Annotated in this window: 22 protein-coding genes; 11 read left to right on the top strand and 11 right to left on the bottom strand. The window is 60.9% G+C overall.

Annotated elements, in window-relative coordinates; translation table 11 throughout:
• Positions 1-2: 2 nt before the first annotated feature.
• The 6 genes from aroB to pilM all read right to left on the bottom strand — a co-directional run bounded on the left by aroB (position 3) and on the right by pilM (position 5,395).
• The gene (gene aroB, locus CEC48_RS07015) at positions 3-1,103 is read right to left on the bottom strand and encodes a 3-dehydroquinate synthase (RefSeq protein ID WP_088423069.1); all 1,101 of its coding nucleotides are present in this window, start codon (positions 1,101-1,103) and stop codon (positions 3-5) included.
• Between the two features lie 147 nt (positions 1,104-1,250).
• Positions 1,251-1,769 (bottom strand): shikimate kinase AroK, encoded by a 519-nt coding sequence (gene aroK / locus CEC48_RS07010; RefSeq protein WP_088423068.1) that lies wholly within the window; start codon positions 1,767-1,769, stop codon positions 1,251-1,253.
• A gap of 4 nt (positions 1,770-1,773) precedes the next feature.
• Positions 1,774-3,111, bottom strand: a complete 1,338-nt coding sequence (locus CEC48_RS07005) for a type IV pilus secretin PilQ (protein WP_088423067.1) — start codon at positions 3,109-3,111, stop codon at positions 1,774-1,776.
• Positions 3,112-3,180: 69 nt separating this feature from the next.
• Complete coding sequence (locus CEC48_RS07000; protein WP_088423066.1) at positions 3,181-4,194, bottom strand: pilus assembly protein PilP; 1,014 nt, start codon at positions 4,192-4,194, stop codon at positions 3,181-3,183.
• Positions 4,191-4,742: a PilN domain-containing protein gene (locus CEC48_RS06995; RefSeq protein ID WP_088423065.1), complete on the bottom strand. Its 552-nt coding sequence runs from the start codon at positions 4,740-4,742 to the stop codon at positions 4,191-4,193. Before CEC48_RS06995 ends, CEC48_RS07000 begins: the two co-directional genes overlap by 4 nt.
• Positions 4,742-5,395 carry a type IV pilus biogenesis protein PilM gene (pilM, locus tag CEC48_RS06990; RefSeq protein WP_088423064.1) on the bottom strand — a complete coding sequence of 218 codons (654 nt, stop codon included), beginning with the start codon at positions 5,393-5,395 and terminating at the stop codon, positions 4,742-4,744. The genes CEC48_RS06995 and pilM overlap by 1 nt, the downstream gene beginning before the upstream one ends.
• 220 nt (positions 5,396-5,615) lie before the next feature.
• Here pilM and CEC48_RS06985 point away from each other — a divergent pair, with 220 nt between their 5' ends.
• Complete coding sequence (locus tag CEC48_RS06985) at positions 5,616-8,072, top strand: penicillin-binding protein 1A (protein WP_371917747.1); 2,457 nt, start codon at positions 5,616-5,618, stop codon at positions 8,070-8,072.
• Between the two features lie 158 nt (positions 8,073-8,230).
• Here CEC48_RS06985 and CEC48_RS06980 read toward each other — a convergent pair whose 3' ends face one another.
• The 3 genes from CEC48_RS06980 to rpmE all read right to left on the bottom strand — a co-directional run bounded on the left by CEC48_RS06980 (position 8,231) and on the right by rpmE (position 10,751).
• The gene (locus CEC48_RS06980; RefSeq protein ID WP_088423062.1) at positions 8,231-9,499 is read right to left on the bottom strand and encodes a malic enzyme-like NAD(P)-binding protein; all 1,269 of its coding nucleotides are present in this window, start codon (positions 9,497-9,499) and stop codon (positions 8,231-8,233) included.
• A gap of 180 nt (positions 9,500-9,679) precedes the next feature.
• Entirely contained in the window at positions 9,680-10,498 is an 819-nt protein-coding gene (locus CEC48_RS06975; RefSeq protein ID WP_088423061.1) for a thermonuclease family protein, read from the bottom strand.
• 10 nt (positions 10,499-10,508) lie between these two features.
• A complete protein-coding gene (gene rpmE, locus CEC48_RS06970; RefSeq protein WP_076018081.1) occupies positions 10,509-10,751 on the bottom strand; it encodes a 50S ribosomal protein L31 in 243 nt (80 codons plus the stop codon).
• A gap of 326 nt (positions 10,752-11,077) precedes the next feature.
• Between rpmE and CEC48_RS06965 the strand changes: the two genes are divergently transcribed.
• From CEC48_RS06965 to CEC48_RS06920, 10 genes are all read left to right on the top strand, one after another.
• On the top strand, positions 11,078-13,297 hold the full coding sequence (locus CEC48_RS06965) for a primosomal protein N' (protein WP_088423060.1): 2,220 nt from the start codon (positions 11,078-11,080) through the stop codon (positions 13,295-13,297).
• Positions 13,298-13,511: 214 nt separating this feature from the next.
• On the top strand, positions 13,512-15,248 hold the full coding sequence (gene argS / locus CEC48_RS06960) for an arginine--tRNA ligase (RefSeq protein WP_088423059.1): 1,737 nt from the start codon (positions 13,512-13,514) through the stop codon (positions 15,246-15,248).
• 1 nt (position 15,249) lies between these two features.
• A complete protein-coding gene (locus CEC48_RS06955; RefSeq protein ID WP_017478234.1) occupies positions 15,250-15,954 on the top strand; it encodes an SPOR domain-containing protein in 705 nt (234 codons plus the stop codon).
• Positions 15,955-16,210: 256 nt separating this feature from the next.
• On the top strand, positions 16,211-16,741 hold the full coding sequence (gene hslV / locus CEC48_RS06950) for an ATP-dependent protease subunit HslV (protein WP_088423058.1): 531 nt from the start codon (positions 16,211-16,213) through the stop codon (positions 16,739-16,741).
• 38 nt (positions 16,742-16,779) lie between these two features.
• Entirely contained in the window at positions 16,780-18,117 is a 1,338-nt protein-coding gene (hslU, locus tag CEC48_RS06945; protein WP_088423057.1) for an ATP-dependent protease ATPase subunit HslU, read from the top strand.
• A 164-nt stretch (positions 18,118-18,281) separates the two neighbouring features.
• The gene (locus CEC48_RS06940; protein ID WP_088423056.1) at positions 18,282-18,659 is read left to right on the top strand and encodes a gamma-butyrobetaine hydroxylase-like domain-containing protein; all 378 of its coding nucleotides are present in this window, start codon (positions 18,282-18,284) and stop codon (positions 18,657-18,659) included.
• 249 nt (positions 18,660-18,908) lie between these two features.
• Complete coding sequence (gene phaC / locus CEC48_RS06935) at positions 18,909-20,588, top strand: class II poly(R)-hydroxyalkanoic acid synthase (RefSeq protein ID WP_088423055.1); 1,680 nt, start codon at positions 18,909-18,911, stop codon at positions 20,586-20,588.
• A 175-nt stretch (positions 20,589-20,763) separates the two neighbouring features.
• Positions 20,764-21,609 carry a poly(3-hydroxyalkanoate) depolymerase gene (gene phaZ, locus CEC48_RS06930; protein WP_010169185.1) on the top strand — a complete coding sequence of 282 codons (846 nt, stop codon included), beginning with the start codon at positions 20,764-20,766 and terminating at the stop codon, positions 21,607-21,609.
• Positions 21,610-21,710: 101 nt separating this feature from the next.
• Positions 21,711-23,393, top strand: a complete 1,683-nt coding sequence (phaC, locus tag CEC48_RS06925; RefSeq protein WP_088423054.1) for a class II poly(R)-hydroxyalkanoic acid synthase — start codon at positions 21,711-21,713, stop codon at positions 23,391-23,393.
• A gap of 27 nt (positions 23,394-23,420) precedes the next feature.
• Complete coding sequence (locus tag CEC48_RS06920) at positions 23,421-24,041, top strand: TetR/AcrR family transcriptional regulator (RefSeq protein ID WP_088423053.1); 621 nt, start codon at positions 23,421-23,423, stop codon at positions 24,039-24,041.
• Between the two features lie 76 nt (positions 24,042-24,117).
• Here the strand turns inward: CEC48_RS06920 and CEC48_RS06915 are convergent, their stop codons facing one another.
• Both CEC48_RS06915 and CEC48_RS06910 read right to left on the bottom strand, forming a co-directional pair.
• A complete protein-coding gene (locus tag CEC48_RS06915; protein ID WP_088423052.1) occupies positions 24,118-25,116 on the bottom strand; it encodes a phasin family protein in 999 nt (332 codons plus the stop codon).
• 12 nt (positions 25,117-25,128) lie between these two features.
• Positions 25,129-25,551 (bottom strand): phasin family protein, encoded by a 423-nt coding sequence (locus CEC48_RS06910; RefSeq protein WP_017478218.1) that lies wholly within the window; start codon positions 25,549-25,551, stop codon positions 25,129-25,131.
• Positions 25,552-25,640: the final 89 nt, after the last annotated feature.

Genomic DNA, 25,640 nt, shown 5'->3' with positions numbered 1-25,640 from the left:
TATTAACCTTTAAGCTGGGCCAGGGCGCGGTAATCCGCTCCCAGCGTGGCCTGTAAAATCTCTTTCGGATAATCGTCGGTCACTACCGCTTCGCCCATTCGGCGCAACAGCACCAGTCGCAGTCGACCGTCGATCACTTTCTTGTCTATTGCCATGTGTTCGAGAAAATCTGCCTCGGTCATTTCCGCAGGCGGAATGACCGGCAACCCGGCGCGCTGGAACAGGCGAATCCCGCGATCACGCTCCTGGGCGCTGATCCAGCCCAGGCGCTGCGACATCTCCAGTGCCATCACAGTGCCAGCCGCTACGGCCTCTCCATGCAACCACACACCATAGCCCATGTGGGTCTCGATCGCATGGCCGAAGGTGTGGCCGAGGTTCAAGGTGGCGCGTACGCCGGACTCACGCTCGTCGGCATTTACCACCAAAGCCTTGGCCGCGCAGGAGCGGGAAATTGCTTCGGTCAGCGCTACTTGGTCCAGGGCGCGCAGGGCGTCGACATGCTCTTCAAGCCAGGTCAGGAACGGCTCGTCGCAGATCAGCCCGTACTTGATGACTTCCGCCAGGCCCGCCGACAGCTCGCGGGGTGGCAGGGTATTGAGGGTCGCGGTGTCGATCAGCACCACATTCGGCTGATAGAACGCGCCGACCATGTTCTTGCCCAGCGGGTGGTTGATGCCGGTCTTGCCGCCCACCGACGAATCGACCTGGGACAGCAACGTGGTTGGCACCTGGATAAAGTCCACGCCGCGCTGGTAGCAGGCGGCCGCAAAGCCGGCCATGTCGCCGATCACTCCGCCACCCAGCGCCACCACGGTGGTGCGGCGGTCATGACGGGCAGTCAACAGGCCATCAAAGATCAGTTGCAGGGTTTCCCAGGTCTTGAAGGCCTCGCCGTCGGGCAACACCACCGAGATCACCGAGTACGCCGCAAGGCTGCGGCTCAGACGCTCAAGATACAGCGGCGCGACCGTCTCGTTGGAGATGATCGCCACTTGCCGCCCGGCAATATGCGGTGCAAGCAACTCGGGCAGGTCCAACAAACCTTCGCCAATGTGGATCGGGTAGCTGCGCTCGCCAAGATCGACCTTAAGTGTCTGCATGTGTCCCCGCGTTGAAGATGAAAGCAGGCGTATTGCCCTACATTAACGTTGTCGGCAACGTCGGGATCTGACGCTGCCTGATGGCTCTACGCCACAACTCCGACGGTCATGACGCGCCGCCGAGAATAGCGCATTTCGGCGCTGGCTTTAACGGGGTGGCAACTGCGCCAGGCGCTCAAGAATGTCGAGAACGACCATTCGTGGCGGCCGCTCATCGGTTTCCACCACCAGATCGGCGATTTCCCGATAAAACGGATCGCGCAGCGTCAGCAGGTCCCGCAAGGTTTTTTCCGGGTTGGCGGTACGCAGCAACGGGCGATTGCGATCGCGCGCGGTGCGGCCCACCTGCTGCTCGACAGAAGCGTGCAGATACACCACACGACCGCCTGCATGCAGCGCCCGACGATTCTCTTCGCGCATCACCGCGCCGCCGCCGGTGGCCAATACCACGCCATCGCAGCCGCACAGCTCGGCAATCATCGCCTGCTCGCGGTCACGAAAGCCCAGCTCGCCTTCCTTATCGAAGATCCACGGGATATTGGCGCCCGTGCGCAATTCAATTTCCTTATCGGAGTCTTTGAATGGCAGGCGCAGCTCTTTGGCCAGCAAACGGCCGATGGTGCTTTTTCCAGCCCCCATCGGTCCAACAAGAATCAAATTTCGCACAGAATCAACGACTCACAGCAATCGCCTGGTTATTCATAATACGCGGAGTCAGGAATACCAGCAGCTCGGATTTTTTCTCCGAAACCACATCCCGCCGGAAAAGGCGGCCAAGATACGGCACATCGCCCAAAAATGGCACTTTATCTACCACTTTGCTTTGCGTATTGGAGAAAACCCCGCCAATCACGATGGTCTCCCCGTCCTTGACCAACACCTTGGCGTTGACCTCGTTTTTCTTGATCGGCGGCACATCGTTGAGCTTGTTGAGGTAGTCGGGCTCGTCCTTGGTGACCTTGACCTCCATGATCACCCAGCCATCCGGGGTGATTTGCGGGGTCACCTCCAGTGACAGCGAGGCTTCCTTGAATGACACCGAGGTGGCGCCGGTGGAGCTGGATTCCTGATAGGGAATCTCGGTGCCCTTGAGGATTCGCGCAGTTTCCTTGTCGGAGGTGACCACCTTGGGCTGCGAGACAATTTCACCGTTGCCGGTTTTTTCCATGGCGGTCAGTTCCAGGTCCAGCAGCAGGTTGTCGGTGATAAAAGCGACACCCAGGCCGGCGCTGCCATTGACCGAACCCAGGTCGACAAACGGCGAGCTGGGCGGGGTTTCGGGTGGCTCAGCACCTTCGGCCAGCGGTTTCCTGATCCCGCCTGCGCTCCAGTTACCCCGGTTGGCCTGCCCGCCCCAGCGCACGCCAAGACTTTTGTCGTAATCAACATTGGCCTCGACAATCCGCGCCTCGATCATCACCTGGCGCACCGGAATATCCAGCTGCGCCACGATTCTGCGCAGCTCCTCCAGGCGCTCCTGGGTCTGGTAGGCGATGATATTGTTGGTGCGGTCATCCACCGCCACCGAGCCGCGCTCGTCGGTTGCACCTTCCAGGCCCACGGCCGACTGGAACAGCTTGGCCAGGTCCGACGCCTTGGCGTAATTGACTTGCAGCAGCTCGCGGCGCAGCGGCGCCAGCTCGGTCATTTGCTTACGCGACTCCAGCACCAGCAGCTCACGGGCCGCCAACTCTTCGGCCGGTGCGACCAGCAGCACGTTGGCCGTCACACGCTTATCCAGCCCCTTGGTTTGCAGCACCAGATCCAGGGCTTGATCCCAGGGCACATCCTTGAGACGCAGGGTAATCGAGCCCTGCACATCGTCGCTGGCCACCAGATTGAGGCCGGCGACTTCGGCAATCTGTTGCAGCACCGCACGCAACTCGATGTTCTGGAAGTTGAGGGACAGCTTGTCGCCGGTGTAGGCCACACGCGGCGTGCTCAGGGGCACATTGCCAGGTGGCGGCAGGTGAATCAGGTCGATTCGATTGGGCACAGCCATGACCATCGGTGCCGTTAACGCTATCCATAGCGCTACACCGAAGGACGAAAAAGTCCTTTTCATTGTTTGTTTCCGTTATGAGTTCACGTTCAGGGCAAGGGTTTGCGAGCGTTCCAGCCATGCGCCCTGGCCATCCGGGAAAAGCTCGGCCAGTTCGACATGGGAGTCATGAATCGCCGTGATGCGCCCGTGGTCCGGGCCCAGGTAATCGCCGATTGCCAGGCGATGGATTGACGACGCCCCGCGCAGCAGCGCGTAGGTTTGGGTGCCAATAGACAAGGTGCCGACCATTTCGAATTGCTCTACAGCGAAGCCTTCGAGCACTCCGCGCGGCCTGGCGAAATCAGGCCCGGCAGCCGGTCGCCCTGCTGGCCTCACACGCTGGTGAGAGGGCAGCCGGAAAGGATCGCGCAAGGACGCAAAATCGTAGGCAATGGGCTCGGCGAAAACCGGTGGCGCTTCGCGTGAATCAGGCTCCAGGTCATCGCCCGCCTGATGGTTATAGCGATAAGTCTTGGCCACCAGGCTGAGGCGCAGCGCAGAGGGATCGACATGACTGAACATCAAGTCATGCACTGTGACAATCCTTGGCAGGCCGGCCATGCCATTGATGAACGCCGCCAGATCGTGAAAAGCGCCGGTGACGCCTATCTGCATGGGCGATTCGATATACAGGGGCTGAGGCTGGTCATCCAGAAGGTCGATGACCTCCAGCACCAAGCCATTGGCTGCGCCCAGGCGGCTGATGTCTTCAAGCAGCCCCGGCACTTCGGTATCTGCAGGGAGCTGTCGCAACAGGTGGGTGAAACGGCCTCGCATCGTTTCGAGTTCGCGGGCCTGAGATTCCAGACCGGCAGCCTCGCTGGTTTTTAAAGCAACCTGCTGCTCAAGCACCACTTCCTGCGCCTCAAGCTGGTGCAATTGCTCGCGCGACCCACTCAAGTAGAAGGTGTTGCCCGCTATCCACAGCAGGCAAACCAACGCGCCACCCAGCAAAGCCTTGCCCGGCAGGGGCCAGTTCGCGGCGTTTCGGTAGAGCTGGGCAATGTCGAGTTCCGTCAGCCTTGGCAGGCCTGACGCCCCTCTCATTGGCGCACCTCATCCGAGTGGCCGTGGCGAACCGTCAACTGAAAGCCATTATCGTCGCCCTGCTGCGCGCCGCGAACGCGCTGAAGCATTGGCGCCTGCAGGTCATCCGCAGCCTCAAGGCCACGCATCAACTGGGCAATGTCATGGTTCGATTCGGCAGTGCCGCTGATCGAAACAGAACCACCCTCCACGCTCACCTCACGCAACTGCACGCCGTCCGGCACGGCACGGGCCAACTGGTCCAGCAACTGAGCGCCCGCCGAACGGTCGTCCTGCAAACCCTGCACAACCTTCATCCGCGCCATCAACTGCTGGCGCTGCTCGTGCAACTCGTCGATGGCCTTGATCCTGGAGTCGAGCCCGGTGACGCCCTGGCTCAATTGGTTGTTACGGGCCATTTGCCGATCAATCGCGCGGTCGATCACCTGGTCTGCCAGCCATACCGCGGCCAGCGCCACAAGCGTCGCCCCCAGCAAAAACACCAGAAAATATTTACGCCGCCGCTCATTCCGTTCTGCGCGCCACGGCAGCAGGTTGATTCGTGTCATCAGTCGAAACTCCTCAGGGCCAACCCGCAGGCCACTCCCATTCCCTGGGCATCCACGGCCCATTGCGCACCATCGACGCGACGGCCCGGCGTGATGCTGTCCGAAGCCTGCCTGCCCGCGCGGGCCAATGCAAATGCTTCGACATCCACTATTCGCGTCGCCAGCCCGGCCAGGGCCAAAACTGCCTCACGGGCCTCGACCTGTTCCTTGAGGCAGGCGACAAGCAACACGTCGATTCGTTGCGGATCACGGGCCGACGGGCCCTGCACCTGAAAGTCGATGGCCACATCTTCCAACGGATAGGGAATGTACTGGTCCGCTTCCGCATGGATTCGACGCACCATTTCAGCATCGGTGAGCCCCGCATCCATCTCAAGCACACGGGTGATCACCGAAGGCCCGGCCACAGCCACGGCGGCATGCCTGAGGGAGGTGTGCACTTGTGCCAGCGCGCTGGAAAGTGCCTGCGCGACCGCATCAAAATCAACCACAGTGCTGTCGACCACCGCGTGGGCCGGCAACTGTTGCGTGGCATAAGCCCGGACGCTGTAGCCGCTGCCTGAAACCTCCAGTTCCACCAGCCTGATGCCGGCATCATTGATATCGACACCGAGGACGGCATCGGCTTTTCGCCTGAAAAATCCCTTTCCCATAAAACTCCCCAAAACTTTCCCTGTCTTACGGACTGATTGCTGCCAGGCTTCATGCATTCGGTCGGCTTGTATGAGCGGCGCGAATGACGCCCCAAGCCGAAAAATGCTTTAATGCCCAGCGTTTTTTCCCGCGTTTATCTGCTGGCCGGGTCGAGCCACCGCTTACCGTGCATGCCCCGACGCCTAACCCATTCTTTTCCTTGGAAATCCAAAAGCCTTGATTCGTCTGCTGAAGTTTTTCGGGTACTCCATTGTCGCGATCGTCTGCGGGCTGATGCTCGTGCTCAGCGGGGCCTATCTCTACCTTAGTCCGGGTTTGCCCTCCGTAGAGGCCCTGAGAAGTATCCAGTTGCAGATTCCTTTGCGGGTCTACAGCAGCGATGAAAAACTGATCGCGGAGTTCGGCGAAATGCGCCGCACCCCGATCCGTTTCGCCGACATTCCACCCAATTTCATCAACGCCCTGCTGTCGGCTGAAGACGATAACTTCGCCAATCACTATGGCGTCGACCCCAGCAGCCTGGTGCGGGCGGCCACGCAGTTGGTAAAAAGCGGACACATTCAGTCCGGTGGCAGCACCATCACCATGCAGGTGGCGAAGAACTTCTTCCTGACCAGCGAACGCAGCTTTTCTCGCAAGGCCACGGAAATTCTCCTGGCGTTGCAGATCGAACGTCAGCTGACCAAGGACGAGATCCTTGAGCTGTACGTCAACAAGATCTACCTCGGCAACCGTGCCTACGGCATCGAAGCGGCTTCCCAGGTTTACTACGGCAAGTCGATTCGTGACGCCAGCCTGGCGCAGATGGCGATGATTGCCGGCCTGCCCAAAGCCCCATCGCGCTTCAACCCGCTGGCCAACCCGGCGCGCAGTAAAGAGCGCCGCGACTGGATCCTGGGCCGCATGTACAAGCTGGGCAAGATCGACCAGGCCGCGTACGAAAGTGCGGTGGCCGAGCCGTTGAACGCCAGCTATCACGTGCCGACGCCGGAAGTGAATGCTCCGTATATCGCCGAAATGGCCCGTGCCGAGATGGTCGGTCGTTTTGGCAGCGAGGCGTACACCGAAGGTTTCCGCGTGACTACGACGATTCCGAGCAACTTGCAGGAAATCGCCAACAAGTCGGTACACGATGGTCTGGTCGCCTACGATCAGCGCCACGGCTACCGTGGCCCTGAATCGCGCCTGCCGGGCAAGACCCTCAGTGCCTGGACCGTCGAACTGGGCAAACAGCGCCCGATCAGCGGCCTTGAGCCCGCCATCGTCACCCAGGTGAAAAAAGATGGCGTGCAGGTACTGACCCGCACCGGCGAAGAACATGTGTCGTGGGACAGCATGAAATGGGCTCGCCCGTTCCTGAATACCAACAGCATGGGCGCGATGCCCAAGCAGCCGTCAGACGTGGCGCAGGTCGGTGACTTGATCCGCGTGCAGCGCCAGAAGGACGACAGCCTGAAATTCAGCCAGGTCCCCGTGGCACAGGGCGCACTGGTGTCGCTTGACCCGCAGAACGGTGCAATTCGCGCCCTGGTCGGCGGTTTTGCCTTTGAGCAGAGCAACTACAACCGTGCCACCCAGGCCAAGCGCCAGCCGGGCTCGAGCTTCAAGCCGTTTATCTACAGCGCTGCCCTGGACAACGGCTATACCGCCGCCAGCCTGGTCAACGATGCGCCGATCGTGTTTGTCGACGAATACCTGGATAAGGTCTGGCGTCCGAAGAACGACACCAACACCTTCCTCGGCCCGATCCGCATCCGCGAGGCGCTGTACAAGTCGCGTAACCTGGTGTCGATCCGCCTGCTGCAAGCGATGGGTGTAGGCAAGACCATCGACTACATCACGCGCTTCGGCTTCAACAAGTCGGACCTCCCGCCCAACCTGTCCCTGGCGCTGGGTACCGCCACGCTGACGCCGATGGAAATCGCCACCGGCTGGAGCACCTTTGCCAACGGCGGCTACAAGATCACGCCGTACCTGATCGACAAGATCGAAAGCCGTAGCGGCGAAACCCTGTTCACCGCCAACCCGCCGCGCGTGCCGGGCGACGTGGTCAATGGTGTTGCAGCCACTGACGGGCAGGCAGCACCGACCAATGGCGGCATCACCATCAATCCGACACCCGGCGAAGCTCCTGCCGCCGGCGCACCCGCCGCACCACAAGCGCCGGCCGTAGCCGAACGTATTGTGGATGGGCGCACCACCTACATCCTCAACAGCATCCTGGAAGACGTGATCAAGAAAGGCACCGGCCGTCGCGCACTGGCCCTGGGCCGCGCAGACATCGCCGGTAAAACCGGTACCACCAACGATTCCAAGGATGCGTGGTTCTCGGGCTACAACGCCGACTACGTGACCACCGTATGGACTGGTTACGACCAGCCGGAAAGCCTCGGTCGCCGGGAGTTCGGCGGCACGGTCGCACTGCCGATCTGGATGAGCTACATGGGTGCTGCGCTGAAGGATATGCCGCTGCATACCCAGCCAGAACCGGAAGGCATTCTCAGCCTGCGGATCGACCCGGTCAGCGGTCGTGCGGCAGCACCGAGCACGCCGAATGCATACTTCGAGTTGTTCAAGAGCGAGGACACGCCGCCGTCGGTCAACGAGCTGGGCAATGGTGTTGCACCGGGCAGCCCGCTGCCGGCGGATGAGGCGGCACCGATCGATCTGTTCTAACCCGATCTGTGGCTGAGCACAGATCCAATGTGTGGGGGCTTGGGTGGGAGCGGGCTTGCTCGCTCCCACATTTGGATCACCACAGGGCTCAAGCTAATCGCCACAAAAAAGCCCCGACTCGCAAGAGCCGGGGCTTTTTGTTGGTGCGCTACAACGGCTTAGCCGTTGAACACATCATCCACGCTTTGCAGCGGGTAGTTCTTCGGATACGGCAGGGTGGCCACACCAGTCTCGATTGCGGCTTTAGCCACGGCATCGGAGATCAGGGTGATCAGGCGCTTATCCATTGGTTTCGGGATGATGTACTCACGACCGAATTCCAGTTTTGCGCCACCGTAGGCATCGCATACATCCTGAGGCACTGGCAGCTTGGCCAGTTCGCGCAGGGCGTTGGCGGCAGCTACTTTCATCTCTTCGTTGATGCGCTTGGCGCGAACGTCCAGGGCACCACGGAAGATGAACGGGAAGCCCAGTACGTTGTTGACCTGGTTCGGGTAGTCCGAACGGCCGGTGGCCATGATCACGTCGTTACGGGTGGCGTGGGCCAGTTCCGGGGAAATCTCCGGATCCGGGTTGGAGCACGCGAACACGATCGGGTTGGCCGCCATGGCCTTGAGGCCTTCGGCGCTCAGCAGGTTCGGGCCGGACAGGCCAACGAACACATCTGCACCGTCAAGGGCGTCAGCCAGGGTACGCTTGGAGGACGGATGCGCGAACATCGCCTTGTACTGGTTCAGGTCGGTACGCTCGGACTGAATCACGCCCTTGCTGTCGACCATGTAAATGTTTTCCAGCTTGGCGCCCATGCTCACGATCAACTTCATGCAGGAGATGGCCGCAGCGCCGGCGCCCAGGCAAACGATCTTGGCTTCGCCGAGGGTTTTGCCAGCGATTTCCAGGGCGTTGATCATGCCGGCCGCGGTAACGATCGCGGTGCCGTGCTGGTCATCGTGGAAAACCGGGATGTCGCACTGTTCGATCAGGGCCTTTTCGATCTCGAAGCACTCAGGTGCCTTGATGTCTTCCAGGTTGATGCCACCGAAGGTGATGGAGATGCGTTTTACGGTGTCGATGAAAGCCTGCGGGCTTTCGGAATCGACTTCGATGTCGAATACGTCAATGCCGGCGAAGCGCTTGAACAGCACGCCTTTACCTTCCATGACTGGCTTGGAGGCCAATGGGCCGAGGTTACCCAGGCCGAGGATCGCGGTGCCATCAGAAATCACTGCAACCAGGTTGCCTTTGCCGGTGTACTTGTACGCCAGCTCAGGATCGCGGGCGATTTCGCGTACAGGCTCGGCTACACCAGGGCTGTAGGCCAGCGACAGGTCGCGGGCGGTAGCGGTGGCCTTGGTGAGCTCGACACTCAGCTTTCCTGGACGAGGATGGGCGTGATATTCGAGAGCGGCAGTTTTCAAATCAGACATATCGGCATTCCGCTTTTACTGTTAGACGACGGACCGCCGAGGATACGCGTGTCGCAAAGTCCCCACAAGACTGGGCAGTCACAGGTGTCAAGGGCCCTGCCCTACGACTTTTGGCCAAGAGCCACGGGATACAAGGGCTCAACTGTTCACAATCGATCTAAAAAATGTCTACAATTTTTCTTACGGCGCCCGCTGAAGCATGCCGGGATCGGTCAATGGCAGCAGCCAGCGCGCCTGGCCATTTTTCAGGCCTGCGCGCCGAGAACGGTCCAGCACCCAGCCGCGGGCTTCGATGGACTGGCCCTGCAAACCCTTCAACAGCGCACCGTCGAACGCGTCCACCAGATTGGGTGCAATGCGTAATACCAGTGAATCCTGCAACTCAATCCAGATTCCGCCGCGATTGCGCTCGATTTTGCTCACCTGGCCGCTGACCACGGCAAAACCGGAGCGCTGGATCTTCGCCACGTCGACTACCGGTGACTGGCGCCACACCCCCAACCGGGCCAGCCGGGCGCTGCGTTCGGCGGCTTGCTGGCAGGCAACCAGTTCCACATTCGGCGCGACCGCCACCTGGAAACCCAGGCCTTCGGCGAGCAACTGCGCCTCCAGATTCGCTCCATTGGCGCCGTAGAGATGAGCCAGGGTGCGCCCGTAGCGGTCCTTGCTCTCCCGGCCGGGCACTACGCCAACTCGCCCACCGCTTGCATCCACCAGGCTTTGCAAGCGCTCCCTGGCGGCCACGGCGAAGGGCTCGTCAGTGCGTCCCTGCTTGCCGGTTTCCGGGGCGTTGACGCCGATCATGCGCACGCTGCGGCCGTCCTTGAGGCGCACCGTGTCGCCATCCACCACCCGCTGCACGTCGAAGGTACCCACATTGCCAGGCGCCGGGCAGAACACCTCGGCCTGGGCGGGCGCCAGCCAAATCGCAGACACAAAAAAGGCGCCCGCAAGGGGCGCCTTTTTTATCAACACAGAAAAGCCAGACAGGCTTTTCAAGCCGATCGCCTTACTCAGCTTCTGGAGCTGGAGCAGCAGTTTTAGCTGCGCCGAAAGCACCGAAACGGGTCTTGAAGCGATCAACACGGCCGCCAATATCCAGAGTCTTCTGCTTACCGGTGTAGAACGGGTGGCACTCGTTGCACACGTCGATTGGCAGCGCTTTGCCGAAAGTCGAACGGGTTTCGAACTTGTTACCGCAGCTGCAGGTAACGTCGATGGCAACATAATTTGGGTGGATATCGGCTTTCATGGTGTATTCCTCAGGCTAGCGTGCCGCCAATCAACACTATTGTTGAATACCGCACGTAATTAGGCCGCGGATTCTACCAGACCTTTTTAAACGCGCAAGCGCTGCCCCGCTGCTGCCTGGTCAGAAAAGCGGCCTTTCATCAGAAAAGTGCGGCATGCCCAACACCTTGTGGGAGCGGGCTTGCTCGCGAAGGCGGCGGGTCAGCCACCCTATCTATCACTGATACACCGTTTTCGCGAGCAAGCCCGCTCCCACACAGGACACCTCCACCGCTGGTCTGCTAGGCTCCCGCCCTTCTTCGCCGCCCGTCATATGAGAACCCCCGCGTGCCCGACGCCATTTTGCGCCTCGCCCTGCCCTCGCCCCTGCGCCGCCTGTTCGATTATCGGGCACCTGCTGGCGTATTGCGGTCGCAGTTGCAGCCCGGCATGCGCGTGCGGGTGCCGTTTGGCCGGCGGGAGATGATCGGCATTCTGGTGGAAGTCGCCGATCACAGCGAAGTACCCGCCGAGAAGCTCAAGCCCGCCGTGGCCATCCTCGACACCATGCCGCCGCTGCCGCCTGCGCTGTTCAAGCTGTGCCTGTGGACCTCGCAGTATTACCAGCACAGCCTGGGCGACACCTTGAGCTGGGCGCTGCCGGTGCTGTTGCGTCAGGGCGAACTGGCCGAGGCGCGCCAAGAGCGTTTCTGGTCGATGGTGCCAGGGGCGCGCATGGACGACCCGCGCATCGCCCGCGCCCCGCGCCAGCGTGAAGCCCTGGCGACACTGGCCCAGCATCCCCACGGCGTCGCCCATCAGCTATTAAGCAAGCTGATGCTGAGCAAGGACAGCCTGGATTTGCTGCTGGCCAAGGGCTTGGTGCAGGTGGAGATTCGCAAGCACGCGCCCGGCGAGCGCCACGAGCACTGGCTGGCCCAGCCGGAGCTGCCGCTCAACCCCGAACAACGCGCCGCCTACGAGGCAATTCGCGCAGGCTTCGACAGTTTCCACGCGTTCCTGCTGGCCGGCGTCACCGGCAGCGGCAAGACCGAAGTCTATTTGCAACTGATCCGCGAAACCCTTGAAGCCGGCAAACAGGCCTTGGTGTTGATCCCCGAGATCAACCTCGGCCCGCAAACCCTGGCGCGTTTCGAGCAGCGCTTCAACGCGCGCATCGCCTTGGTGCACTCGGCAGTCAACGACCGCGAGCGCCTGGAGTCCTGGCTCGCCGCCCGGGACGGCGAGGCCGACATTATTATTGGTACCCGCTCGGCGCTGTTCACCCCGATGAAAAATCCCGGGCTGATCATCATCGACGAAGAGCACGACGGCTCCTATAAACAGCAGGAAGGCCTGCGCTACCACGCCCGCGACCTGGCGCTGGTGCGGGCCCGCCAGGAAAACATCCCGATTGTGCTGGGTTCGGCCACGCCGTCTCTCGAAAGCCTGCATAACGCTTACACCGGTCGCTACGGCCTGCTGCGCCTCAACGAGCGTGCCGGCGGCGCCAAGCAGCCACGCTTCCTGCGCCTGGATGTGAAAAGTCGCCCGCTGGACAGCGGCATTTCCGGGCCGATGCAGCAAGCCATCGGGCAAACCCTCGCCGCCGGCCAGCAAGTGTTGGTGTTCCTCAACCGCCGGGGCTTTGCGCCCACCTTGCTGTGCCATGACTGCGGCTGGATGTCCGAGTGCAAGCGCTGCGATGCGCGAATGACCGTGCACCAACGCTCCGGCGAGTTGCGCTGCCATCACTGCGGCCATGTGGAGCGGGTGCCGCGCCACTGCCCGCAATGCGGCAAAGTCGACTTGCGCCCGGTTGGCGCTGGCACCGAGCGCGCCGAGGAACGGCTGGGCATTCTGTTCCCGGATTACCCGGTACTGCGGGTCGACCGTGACAGCACCTCGCGCAAGGACGCGATGAATCAGCTGTTCGCCACCATCCAGAAGGGCCAGCCGTGCATTTTGGTGGGCACGCAGATGCTTGCCAAAGGGCATCACTTCCCACGGGTGACCCTGGTGTCGATCCTGGATGCCGACGGCGGGCTGTTCTCCGGGGATTTTCGCGCCAGCGAGCGCATGGCGCAGCTTATCGTGCAGGTCGCAGGCCGCGCCGGGAGGGCCGAAGAGCCAGGCAAGGTGATCATCCAGACGCACCTGGCCGACCATCCGCTGCTGATTCAACTGACAGAACAAGGCTACTTTGCCTTCGCAGAACAGGCCTTGAGCGAACGTCGCTCGGCCGGTTTGCCGCCGTTTGCGCATTTGGCGCTGCTGCGGGCCGAAGCCCATAAACCGGGGCAAGCCGAAGGTTTCCTGGATGAGGCGTGCAGCGTGGCTGAACGTTTGCTGGGCGAGCTGGGTCTGACCGGCATCGAACTGCTCGGCCCGGTGCCCGCGCCCATGGAGCGCCGTGCCGGTCGTTACCGCGCCCAGCTACTCTTGCAAGCCAGTGCCCGCGCCCCGCTGCACCGTTTATTAAGCACCTGGTTACTTGCCCTGGAGCAAATGCCCAGCGGTCGCCAGGTAAGATGGTCGCTGGACGTAGACCCGGTAGATTTGTACTAAACCCCTGTGGCGAGGGAGCTTGCTCCCGCTGGAGTGCGAAGCGCTCCCAAAAAACAGGCCCGTTGCGCAGCCCAGCGGGAGCAAGCTCCCTCGCCACAGGTTAATCGTCCGTCAAGGTCCAGCGAAGGTTGGCAAGCCCGCCCTTGCCACGGATAATGCCCAGTTTTTCCACCTGCGCATCGCGCGCCACCGCTTGCGGTCGAAAGAGAACACCATGAAAGACACCATTCGCCAGCTGATCCAACAAGCCCTCACCCAACTCGTCAATGAAGGTGTGGTGCCTGAAGGCCTGACGCCGGCGATCCAGGTGGAAAATACCCGCGACAAGACCCACGGTGATTTCGCCAGCAACATCGCGATGATGCTGGCCAAGCCCGCCGGCCTGAAGCCACGCGACCTGGCAGAAAAAATCATCGCTGCGCTGCCAGCTGACCCACAGGTCACCAAGGCTGAAATCGCCGGCCCTGGCTTTATCAACTTCTTCCAGAACACCCAGGCCCTGGCTTCGCGCCTGGACGCCGCCCTGGCCGACGCCAAGATCGGCGTGCGCAAGGCTGGTCCGGCGCAGCGCGTGGCAATCGACCTGTCGGCACCGAACCTGGCCAAGGAAATGCACGTGGGCCACCTGCGCTCCACCATCATTGGCGACGGCGTGGCGCGGGTCCTGGAGTTCCTGGGCGACGACGTGATCCGCCAGAACCACGTGGGCGACTGGGGCACCCAGTTCGGCATGCTGATGGCGTACCTGCAGGAAAATCCGATCACCAGCAACGAGCTGTCGGACCTGGAGAACTTCTACCGCGCCGCCAAGAAGCGTTTTGACGAATCCGAAGAGTTCGCCGACCGCGCCCGTGGCCTGGTGGTCAAGCTGCAAGCCGGCGATGCCGAATGCCTGGAACTGTGGGGCCGCTTCCGCGAGATTTCCTTGTCTCACTGCCAGGAAATCTACGAACTGCTCAACGTCAAATTGACGATGGCCGACGTGATGGGCGAAAGCGCCTACAACGACGACCTGATCAACGTGGTCAACGACCTCAAGGCCAAGGGCCTGCTGGTTGAGAGCAACGGCGCGCAGTGCGTGTTCCTCGAAGAATTCAAGACCGCCGACGGCGACCCGCTGCCGGTGATCATCGTCAAGGCCGATGGCGGCTACCTCTACGCCACCACCGACCTGGCCGCCGTGCGCTACCGCAGCGGCGTGCTGAAAGCCGACCGCGCCCTGTATTTTGTTGACCAGCGCCAGGCCCTGCACTTCCAGCAAGTGTTCGAAGTGGCGCGCCGCGCCGGTTTCGTGACCCACCCGATGCACATGGAACACATGGGCTTCGGCACCATGAACGGCGCCGACGGCCGCCCGTTCAAGACCCGTGACGGCGGCACCGTGAAGCTGATCGACCTGCTGAACGAAGCTCAGGAGCGTGCCTACAACCTGGTGAAGGAAAAGAACCCGGAACTGGCCGAAGCCGACCTGCGCAACATCGCCCGCGTGGTGGGAATTGGCGCGGTAAAATACGCCGACCTGTCCAAGCACCGCACCAGCGACTACAGCTTCAACTTCGAGCTGATGCTGAACTTCGAAGGCAACACCGCGCCGTACCTGCTGTATGCCTACACCCGGGTGGCCGGCGTGTTCCGCAAGCTGGGCAAGGACTTCAGCGAAGTCGAAGGCCAGATCAACCTTGAGGCACCACACGAGCAGGAGCTGGCCGCCAAACTGGCGCAATTCGGCGAAGTGCTGAACAGCGTTGGCGAAAAAGGCACGCCGCACATCCTCTGCACCTATTTGTACGAAGTCGCCGGTTTGTTCTCCAGCTTCTACGAGAACTGCCCGATCCTGACCGCAGACGACGAAGCGCAAAAGCAGAGCCGCCTGCGCCTCGCCGCACTGGCAGGACGGACCCTCAAGCAAGGCCTGGAGCTGTTGGGCCTGGAAACTCTGGAGCGTATGTAAGTTGGCTGCCAAGAAAAAACCTGCACCCAAGCGCGGCGCCAGCCGCTACCAGGCACCGGCGAAGAAACCTATCCCGGGCTGGTTGTGGATGGCCATCGGCCTGACGGTCGGCGCGTTTGTCGTGTTCCTGATGAAGCTGGACCCGGGCAAGGGCGACGACGTCAAACGGGTCAAGCAAGAGCAACAGAGGGCCACGAAAATGGCCGAGGCAAACAAGACCGTCCCTAGCCCGACTGCGCCGGTGAAGCCCAAGTACGACTTCTACACGCTACTGCCGGAATCGGAAGTGATCGTGCCGCCGGATGCCGTGCCGGAGAAAACCCTGCCGACGCCGCAGCCTGTACCGACCACACCGGTGACTCCGGCGGAAGCCGCGAAAATTGACACCGCCCGGGCCCAGGCTGCGTTGGCCGGGATTACCCCGCCGCCACCGCCGCCGGTTGCCACCACCAAGGCGGCGCCGGTGACCAAGTTTTTCCTGCAGGCGGGTTCGTTCCCGAAACAGGCGGACGCCGACCGTGTGCGGGCACAGATTATTCTGCTGGGGCAGGCGGTGACGGTGGAGTCCGGGACGGTTAAAGATGCGACCTGGTATCGCGTGTTGGTAGGGCCGTTCAGCAACCGTGAACAGCTGACCGTGGCTCAGAAGCAACTGGCGGGCGCCGGGTTTAGCAACCTGTTGTTACAACAACGCCAAAGCCGCTGATCCTGAGAACACAACAGGACCCATGTGGGAGCGGGCTTGCTCGCGAATGCGGTAGATCAGTCAATATTTCCGGCGACTGATACACCGCATTCGCGAGCAAGCCCGCTCCCACATTTTATTTTTATCGCTCTCAGGACCGAGTCCGACACATAAACACCACTCGTCCGCCCTCCCGTCCTACAGTTGAAATCCCCCTCACTACCCCCATATGAGTTCCATCAGGGCATTTTCGCCCCGCAGCGTGGAGACTCTCCCCTTGACCACCATCGTTTCAGTTCGCCGCCACGGCAAAGTCGTCATGGGCGGCGACGGCCAGGTTTCACTTGGCAATACCGTGATGAAAGGCAACGCGAAAAAAGTCCGTCGCCTGTACCACGGCCAGGTCCTCGCCGGTTTTGCCGGCGCCACCGCTGACGCCTTTACCCTGTTCGAGCGCTTTGAAGGCCAACTTGAGAAGCACCAGGGCCACTTGGTCCGGGCAGCCGTCGAACTCGCCAAAGAATGGCGCACCGACCGCTCCCTCAGCCGCCTGGAAGCCATGCTGGCCGTCGCCAACAAAGACGCTTCCCTGATCATCACCGGCAACGGCGACGTGGTTGAACCCGAAGAAGGCCTGATCGCCATGGGTTCCGGCGGTGGCTATGCCCAGGCCGCCGCCAGCGCACTGCTGAAGAAAACCGACCTGTCGGCCCGGGAAATCGTTGAGACTGCCCTGGGTATCGCTGGCGACATCTGTGTTTTCACCAACCACAACTTCACCATTGAGGAGCAGGACCTCGCCGAATAAGCCGCAGGCTTATTCCCGCTTGAGGACCGCCAATTACTATGTCCATGACTCCCCGCGAAATCGTCCATGAACTCAATCGCCATATCATCGGCCAGGACGATGCCAAGCGCGCCGTTGCCATCGCCCTGCGTAACCGCTGGCGCCGGATGCAACTGCCCGAAGAATTGCGCGTTGAAGTAACCCCCAAGAACATCCTGATGATCGGCCCGACCGGTGTCGGTAAAACCGAAATCGCCCGGCGCCTGGCCAAACTGGCCAACGCTCCGTTCATCAAGGTTGAAGCCACCAAGTTCACCGAAGTCGGCTACGTGGGCCGTGACGTCGAGTCGATCATTCGTGACCTGGCCGACGCCGCCCTGAAACTGCTGCGCGAACAGGAAATGACCAAGGTCAGCCATCGCGCCGAAGACGCCGCCGAAGAACGCATCCTCGACGCCCTGCTGCCACCGGCACGCATGGGTTTCAACGAAGACGCCGCGCCAAGCTCGGATTCCAACACCCGTCAGCTGTTCCGCAAGCGCCTGCGTGAAGGCCAGTTGGACGACAAGGAAATCGAGATCGAAGTCGCCGAAGTCGCAGGCGTCGACATCTCCGCGCCGCCTGGCATGGAAGAAATGACCAGCCAGTTGCAGAACCTGTTCGCCAACATGGGCAAGGGCAAGAAGAAAAGCCGCAAGCTCAAGGTCAAGGACGCATTGAAACTGGTGCGTGACGAAGAGGCTGGGCGCCTGGTCAATGAGGAAGAACTCAAGGCCAAGGCCCTGGAAGCCGTCGAGCAACACGGCATCGTGTTTATCGACGAGATCGACAAGGTCGCCAAGCGCGGTAACTCCGGTGGTGTCGATGTGTCCCGCGAAGGCGTGCAGCGCGACCTGCTGCCGCTGATCGAAGGCTGCACCGTCAACACCAAGCTGGGCATGGTCAAGACCGACCACATCCTGTTTATCGCTTCCGGTGCGTTCCACCTGAGCAAGCCAAGCGACCTGGTGCCGGAGCTGCAAGGCCGCCTGCCGATTCGGGTTGAGCTGAAAGCGCTGACCCCGGGCGACTTCGAACGCATCCTCAGCGAGCCACATGCGTCGCTGACCGAGCAATACCGCGAACTGCTGAAAACCGAAGGCTTAGGGATAGAGTTTTTGCCGGACGGTATCAAGCGTTTGGCCGAGATCGCCTGGCAGGTCAACGAGAAGACCGAGAACATCGGTGCCCGTCGCCTGCACACCCTGCTTGAGCGCCTGCTGGAGGAAGTGTCCTTCAGTGCCGGCGACATGGCGGGCGCGCAGAATGGAGTGGCGATCAAGATCGACGCCGACTACGTCAACAGCCACCTGGGCGAATTGGCGCAGAACGAAGATCTGTCTCGTTATATCCTGTAGGTCTTACGCAGGAACCGCTCTGCTTTAATGTGGGAGCGGGCTTGCTCGCGAATGCGGTCTATCAGTCAATATTTGCGGCGACTGACAGACTGCATTCGCGAGCAAGCCCGCTCCCACATTTTAAATGTCGGCTCCTTCAGGATCATCTTTGAGCGGTTCTCCAAATGACCAAACTACCTACCGCCATCAACCTGCACAAAGCCTCCAAGACCCTGGGCCTGACCTACGGCCCGGACGAGGTCTATCAGTTGCCCGCCGAATTCCTGCGGGTGCACTCCCCTTCCGCCGAGGTCCAGGGCCACGGCAAACCGATCCTGCAATTCGGCAAGCTCAACGTCGGTTTGAGCAAGATCGAACCCGCCGGCCAATACGCACTGAAATTGACCTTCGACGACGGCCATGACAGCGGATTGTTCACCTGGGACTATCTCTATCAACTTGCCGTGCGTCAGGACGCGCTGTGGGCGGATTATCTTGCCGAGCTTCAGGCCGCCGGAAAAACCCGCGATCCGAGCCAGTCGGTCGTCAGGCTGATGCTCTAAGTCAGGCCTTTTGCTCATTAGTGGGCATTTTCTAATTCCATCTGCTTGAATGCCCCTCTGTCGTGGCCAACGATTGGCCCGCTTGCGAAAAAAATTAAACTCGGGTAACCAATGGAACTGGCAAGTTCTCTGCATTTGACGATGCGGTATTAACGGTCACCCGAGCAGTAGTACCAGGCTGTGCTGTGTGGCAAGTAGTGGTACACAGCGGTACCCGGTACTCGTCTGTCGGACAATGGAGCGTCGTAGATGAGTAACAAGAACAACGATGACTTGAAACGCCAAGCCTCGGAAAACACCCTGGGGCTAAACCCGATCATCGCGTTACGGAAAAAGGATTTACTGGCATCCGCTCGGATGGTGCTGACCCAGGCCATCAAACAACCGTTGCACAGCGTCAAGCACGTCGCGCATTTTGGCGTCGAGTTGAAGAACGTCGTGTTCGGCAAATCACAGCTGACACCCGAGAGCGACGACCGTCGCTTCAACGACCCGGCGTGGAGCCAGAACCCGCTCTACAAACGCTACCTGCAAACCTATCTGGCGTGGCGCAAGGAACTGCACGACTGGATCGCCGACAGCAACCTGTCGGAGCACGACATCAGCCGCGGCCACTTCGTCATCAACCTGATGACCGAAGCCATGGCGCCCACCAATAGCGCGGCCAACCCGGCGGCGGTCAAACGCTTCTTCGAGACCGGCGGCAAAAGCCTGCTGGATGGCCTGTCGCATCTGGCCAAGGACATGGTGCATAACGGCGGCATGCCGAGCCAGGTCAACATGGGCGCCTTTGAAGTGGGCAAAAGCCTGGGCACCACCGAAGGCGCCGTGGTGTTTCGCAACGACGTGCTGGAGCTGATCCAGTACCGACCGATCACCGAGCAGGTGTACGAACGCCCGTTGCTGGTGGTGCCGCCGCAGATCAACAAATTCTATGTATTCGACCTGAGCCCGGACAAGAGCCTGGCGCGCTTCTGCCTGCGCAATAACCAGCAGACGTTTATCGTCAGTTGGCGTAACCCGACCAAGGCCCAGCGCGAGTGGGGCCTGTCGACCTATATCGAGGCGCTCAAAGAAGCGGTCGATGTGGTGAGCGCGATCACCGGCAGCAAAGACATCAACATGCTCGGCGCCTGCTCCGGCGGCATCACCTGCACCGCCCTGCTGGGCCACTACGCGGCGCTGGGCGAGAAGAAGGTCAACGCCCTGACCCTGCTGGTGAGTGTGCTGGACACCACCCTGGACACCCAGGTGGCGCTGTTCGTCGACGAGCAGACCCTGGAAGCCGCCAAGCGTCATTCCTACCAGGCCGGTGTGCTGGAAGGCCGCGACATGGCCAAAGTGTTTGCCTGGATGCGCCCCAATGATCTGATCTGGAATTACTGGGTCAACAACTACCTGCTGGGCAACGAACCGCCGGTGTTCGACATCCTGTTCTGGAACAACGACACCACCCGCTTGCCGGCTGCATTCCATGGCGACCTGATCGAGCTGTTCAAGAACAACCCGCTGATACGCGCCAATGCCCTGGAAGTGTGCGGCACTCCGATCGACCTGAAGCAGGTCACCGCCGATATCTATTCCCTGGCCGGCACCAACGACCACATCACGCCGTGGCAGTCATGCTACAAGTCGGCGCAGCTGTTTGGTGGCAAGGTCGAGTTTGTGCTGTCCAGCAGCGGGCATATCCAGAGCATCCTGAATCCGCCGGGCAACCCCAAGTCGCGCTATCAGACCAGCGATACAATGCCGGGCAAGGCCCTGGATTGGCAGGAGAATGCCACCAAGCACACCGATTCGTGGTGGCTGCACTGGCAGGCGTGGCAGGCGGAGCGGTCGGGCAAGTTGAAGAAGGCTGCGACGGCGTTGGGCAATAAAACGTACGCAGCGGCTGAAGCAGCACCGGGCACTTATGTACATGAACGATAGAGCACATACATTTTTGTGACTGGAACAGGATCAAATGTGGGAGCGGGCTTGCTCGCGAATGCGGTGTGTCAGTTGATGCATCTGGAGACTGATTCACCGTCTTCGCGAGCAAGCCCGCTCCCACATTGACCGAGTTCCGACAGGGAAATAGCGCGCCATTTCGCAGGGTAAGCCCATGCCGCAACCGTTCATCTTCCGTACCATCGACCTGGATGGCCAAGCCATCCGCACGGCGGTGCGCCCGGGCAAGCCTCACTTGACGCCGCTGCTGATTTTCAACGGCATCGGCGCCAACCTTGAGCTGGTGTTTCCGTTCGTCCAGGCCCTGGACCCAGACCTGGAAGTGATTGCCTTTGATGTGCCGGGGGTCGGCGGTTCGTCGACGCCCAGCCGGCCTTATCGCTTTCCCGGCCTGGCCAAACTCACCGCGCGCATGCTCGATTACCTCGACTATGGCCAGGTCAACGCGGTAGGGGTTTCCTGGGGCGGAGCCCTGGCGCAGCAGTTTGCGTATGACTACCCGGAGCGCTGCAAAAAGCTGATTCTCGCGGCCACCGCCGCTGGCGCGTTCATGGTGCCGGGCAAACCGAAAGTCTTGTGGCTGATGGCCAGCCCCCGGCGCTATATCCAGCCGTCCCACGTGGTGCGCATTGCACCAATGATCTACGGCGGCTCCTTCCGTCGGGATTCGAAACTGGCCGCCGAGCATGCCAGCAAAGTGCGTTCGGCGGGCAAGCTGGGTTACTACTGGCAACTGTTCGCCGGGCTTGGCTGGACCAGCATCCACTGGCTGCACAAGATCAAGCAGCCGACCCTGGTGCTGGCCGGCGATGACGACCCACTGATCCCGCTGGTCAACATGCGCATGCTGGCCTGGCGCATTCCCAACGCCCAACTGCACATCATCGACGACGGCCATCTGTTCCTGATTACCCGGGCCGAAGCGGTGGCGCCGATCATCATGAAATTTCTCCAGGAGGAACGCCTGAGGGCAGTGATTCACCCGCAACCTGCGCTATAGACGGCGGCGGTCAGGACGACCGTGCCGCGCAACTTGGCCAGAACCGACTATGGTTCTGAATTGGCGTGCTTGTTGATGGCTTGACGAAGGAGTGTTGGCGCATGCGAGAAAGACCCGTATCGAACCCGGTGCCCACACCCGCCGCGTTCATCAATGCACAAAGTGCGATCACCGGCCTGCGCGGCCGGGATTTGCTCTCGACCCTGCGCAGCGTCGCCGCACACGGCTTGCGCAACCCGGTGCACACCGCCCGGCACGCCCTGAAGCTGGGCGGGCAATTGGGCCGCGTATTACTCGGGGAAACGGTGCACGAGCCGAACCCGGCCGACAACCGCTTCGCCGACCCGACCTGGCAACTCAACCCGTTTTATCGGCGCAGCCTGCAAGCGTATTTGAGCTGGCAAAAACAAACCCGACACTGGATCGACGACAGCAACCTGAGCGCCGACGACCGGGCACGGGCGCATTTTGCCTTTGCCCTGCTCAACGATGCGGTGTCGCCGTCCAACACCTTGCTCAACCCGCTGGCGATCAAGGAACTGCTCAACTCTGGGGGCAACAGCGTGGTGCGTGGCGTCAGCAACCTGTTCGACGACCTGCTGCACAACAACGGCTTGCCGCGCCAGGTGACCAAGCAGGCTTTTGAAGTTGGCAAAACCGTAGCCACCACGCCGGGCTCGGTGGTGTTTCGCAATGAGCTGCTGGAGCTGATCCAGTACAAGCCCATGAGCGAAAAACAGTACGCCAAGCCGCTGCTGGTGGTGCCGCCGCAAATCAACAAGTACTACATTTTCGACCTGAGCCCGAACAACAGCTTCGTCCAGTTCGCCCTGAAAAATGGCCTGCAGGTGTTCATGGTCAGCTGGCGCAACCCGGATGTACGGCATCGCGAATGGGGCCTGTCCACCTACGTCGCAGCCCTGGAAGAAGCGCTGAACGTAACCCGTGCAATCACCGGTGCCCGCGAGGTCAACCTGATGGGCGCCTGCGCCGGTGGCCTGACCATCGCCGCGCTGCAAGGCCATCTACAGGCCAAGCGCCAGTTACGCCGCATCTCCAGCGCCAGCTACCTGGTGAGCCTGCTGGACAGCCAGATAGACAGCCCCGCCACCCTGTTCGCCGACGAGCAGACCCTGGAAGCCGCCAAGCGCCGCTCGTACCAACAAGGCGTGCTCGACGGCCGCGACATGGCCAAGGTGTTCGCCTGGATGCGCCCCAACGATCTGATCTGGAATTACTGGATCAACAACTACCTCCTGGGCAAGGAGCCGCCGGCGTTCGACATCCTGTACTGGAACAACGACAACACCCGCCTGCCGGCCGCGCTGCATGGCGACTTGCTGGACTTCTTCAAGCACAACCCGCTGAGCCATCCCGGTGGCCTGGAGGTCTGCGGCACGCCCATCGACCTGCAAAAGGTCACAGTGGACAGCTTCAGCGTGGGCGGGATCAACGACCACATCACGCCGTGGGATGCGGTGTACCGCTCCACGCAACTGCTGGGCGGCGACAAGCGCTTCATTCTGTCCAACAGCGGGCATATCCAGAGCATCCTCAACCCGCCGGGCAACCCCAAGGCCAACTACGTCGAGAACCTCAAGCTGAGCAGCGACCCGCGCGCCTGGTACTACGATGCCAATCACGTCGAAGGCAGCTGGTGGCCCAATTGGCTGGCGTGGATCCAGCAGCGCTCCGGTGTGCAGCGCGAAACCCTGACCGCCCTGGGCAACCAGAATTACCCACCGATGGAAGCGGCGCCGGGCACGTATGTGCGGGTCCGCTGAGCCCAACGAAGACCTTAAGAAGACTGGATGAAGACCCGCGACCGTATCCTTGAATGTGCCTTGCAGTTGTTCAACCACAAGGGCGAGCCGAACGTGTCGACCATGGAGGTGGCCAATGAAATGGGGATCAGCCCCGGCAATCTCTATTACCACTTCCATGGCAAGGAACCGCTGGTGCTTGGGCTGTTCGAGCGTTTCCAGGCCGAACTGTCGCCGTTGCTCGACCCGCCTGAAGACGCGCAACTGGCGGCCGAGGATTACTGGCTGTTTTTGCACCTGATCGTGGAGCGCATGGCGCACTATCGGTTTCTGTTCCAGGACCTGTCGAATCTGGCGGGGCGCTTGCCGAAGCTGGCCAAGGGCATTCGCAACCTGCTGACGGCGCTCAAGCGCACGTTGGCCTCATTGCTGGCCCGGCTCAAGACCGACGAGCAATTGGTCAGTGACACCCAGGCGTTGGGGCAGTTGGTGGAACAGATCACCATGACCCTGCTGTTTTCCCTGGATTACCAACGGATACTCGACCGTGAAGGTGAGGTGCGGGTGGTGGTGTACCAGATCATGATGCTGGTGGCGCCGCATTTGCTGATGCCGGCGCGGCTGGCGACGGAGCGTTTGGCGCTGCGTTACCTGGACGACTCGGACTAAAATGTGGCGCTCTGTAGACCCCATCAATAAAAAAGCCCGACCTTCGCAGGCCGGGCTTTTTTGTGTCCCGTAAAAATCAGGACTGACTGGTAGGCGTCGGGGTTGCCGGCGTTGCAGTCGGGGTAGCAGCAGCGTGAGTCGGTGGGGTCACCGAATTGGTCGCCGGTGCCGGGGTTGCAGGCTTGGCCGCTACCGCAGGCTTTGGCGCTGCTGGTTTTTTGGCTACGGCAGGCTTCTTCGCCGCGGCCGGTTTTGCAGCAGGCTTGGCCGCTACAGGTTTTGCCGCAGCTGGCTTGGCGGCGGGTTTTGCAGCGACCGGCTTGGCTGCAGGTTTCGCAGCGGCTGGCTTGGCAGCCGGTTTAGCCGCGGCGGTTTTCGCCACTGGTTTGGCTGCTGCTTTTACTGCCGGCTTGGCTGCGGGTTTTGCCGCAGGTTTAGCAGCGGCTTTAGCGGCCACTGGTTTGGCGGCAGGCTTGGCGGCCGGTTTAGCCGCTGCGGTTTTCGCCGCAGGCTTGGCGGCCGGTTTTGCGGCAACTTTGGCAGGCGCCTTGGCCGCAGGCTTGGCGGCAGCCTTGACCAGAGGTTTAGCGGCGGTTTTTGCAGCTGGTTTGGCCGCTGCAGTTTTCGCGGCAGGCTTGGCAGCCGGTTTGGCCGCTGCGGTTTTAGCCGCAACTGGCGCAACTTTAGCGCCGGTGAGTTTTTCGATTTGCTTGGTCAACGTATCGACCTTGCTGTGCAGCGCTTTCACTTCGGTACGGCTAGGCACGCCCAGTCGCGAAATGGCACTGTTCAGGCGCTTGTCAAAAGCCCCTTCCAGTTCGCCCCACTTGTCGCTGATACGCGATTTGGCAGAACCGGCGGAAGCCTTTGCCGCATCGACTTGTTTACCCACTGTGCTCTTGGTCAACTTTTCGGCCTTCTCGCCGTCTTTAACCAAAGTCTCGAAGTATTTGCCGCCGTCACTGCTCACCTTCGAGTACACGCCTAAACCAGCCAGCCAGATCTTGCGGGAGTATTTTTCAACTTCCCCGATCCACGAGCTGCCTTCTTTATCAGTAGTCTTTTTAACAGCCATCCCGTTGTCTCCTTAGTGTTTACGCGCGACACGTTCGAGCAATGCCGTCAGCTCATCGAGCTTAGCAGAGAGTGTCTCCACGTCATGTTTAGACGGAATGCCGATCCGATTCAAGGCACTTCCAACACGACTATCAAAAGCTCTTTCAACTTTATCCAGTTGCACTTCGACTCGACCTTTGACGCCGAAGACTTCGCTCTTGACTTGATCAATCTGACTGTTGGCTGCATCAAGTTGTTCAATCACAACTTTTTTTCCTTTACTTTCAACATGTTGACCGGTCTTTACGAGTTCCTTGAAGTACTCGGCGCCCTCACTGCCTACCTTGGCATAAGCCCCCAAACCGGCCAGCCAGATCTTGCGGGCATAAGATTTAACGTCAGTCAGGGCGTTAGTTCCGGTAGCAATTTTTTTCTTCAAAATAACTTTGGCCATGGTGCACCTCACGCATAAAGGGGGGAGGAACTGCCCACAGAAGTTGAGGGCTTGGGCACAAAGTAGGCAGAAAAATTAGAATCGGCACC

This window comes from Pseudomonas sp. K2I15, assembly GCF_002204795.1.
Lineage (GTDB): Bacteria > Pseudomonadota > Gammaproteobacteria > Pseudomonadales > Pseudomonadaceae > Aquipseudomonas.
This window is presented reverse-complemented; position numbering and strand designations above follow the sequence as displayed.

Coding starts and splice junctions, on each gene's coding strand:
- CEC48_RS06940 (WP_088423056.1), top strand. CDS start 18,282: ATGACCAAACTACCTACCGCCATCAACCTGCACAAAGCCTCCAAGACC.
- hslU (WP_088423057.1), top strand. CDS start 16,780: ATGTCCATGACTCCCCGCGAAATCGTCCATGAACTCAATCGCCATATC.
- CEC48_RS06915 (WP_088423052.1), bottom strand. CDS start 25,116: ATGGCTGTTAAAAAGACTACTGATAAAGAAGGCAGCTCGTGGATCGGG.
- CEC48_RS06995 (WP_088423065.1), bottom strand. CDS start 4,742: ATGACACGAATCAACCTGCTGCCGTGGCGCGCAGAACGGAATGAGCGG.
- CEC48_RS07005 (WP_088423067.1), bottom strand. CDS start 3,111: ATGGTCATGGCTGTGCCCAATCGAATCGACCTGATTCACCTGCCGCCA.
- CEC48_RS06920 (WP_088423053.1), top strand. CDS start 23,421: ATGAAGACCCGCGACCGTATCCTTGAATGTGCCTTGCAGTTGTTCAAC.
- CEC48_RS07000 (WP_088423066.1), bottom strand. CDS start 4,194: ATGAGAGGGGCGTCAGGCCTGCCAAGGCTGACGGAACTCGACATTGCC.
- phaC (WP_088423054.1), top strand. CDS start 21,711: ATGCGAGAAAGACCCGTATCGAACCCGGTGCCCACACCCGCCGCGTTC.
- CEC48_RS06910 (WP_017478218.1), bottom strand. CDS start 25,551: ATGGCCAAAGTTATTTTGAAGAAAAAAATTGCTACCGGAACTAACGCC.
- phaC (WP_088423055.1), top strand. CDS start 18,909: ATGAGTAACAAGAACAACGATGACTTGAAACGCCAAGCCTCGGAAAAC.
- pilM (WP_088423064.1), bottom strand. CDS start 5,395: ATGGGAAAGGGATTTTTCAGGCGAAAAGCCGATGCCGTCCTCGGTGTC.
- CEC48_RS06980 (WP_088423062.1), bottom strand. CDS start 9,499: ATGTCTGATTTGAAAACTGCCGCTCTCGAATATCACGCCCATCCTCGT.
- rpmE (WP_076018081.1), bottom strand. CDS start 10,751: ATGAAAGCCGATATCCACCCAAATTATGTTGCCATCGACGTTACCTGC.
- phaZ (WP_010169185.1), top strand. CDS start 20,764: ATGCCGCAACCGTTCATCTTCCGTACCATCGACCTGGATGGCCAAGCC.
- argS (WP_088423059.1), top strand. CDS start 13,512: ATGAAAGACACCATTCGCCAGCTGATCCAACAAGCCCTCACCCAACTC.
- aroB (WP_088423069.1), bottom strand. CDS start 1,103: ATGCAGACACTTAAGGTCGATCTTGGCGAGCGCAGCTACCCGATCCAC.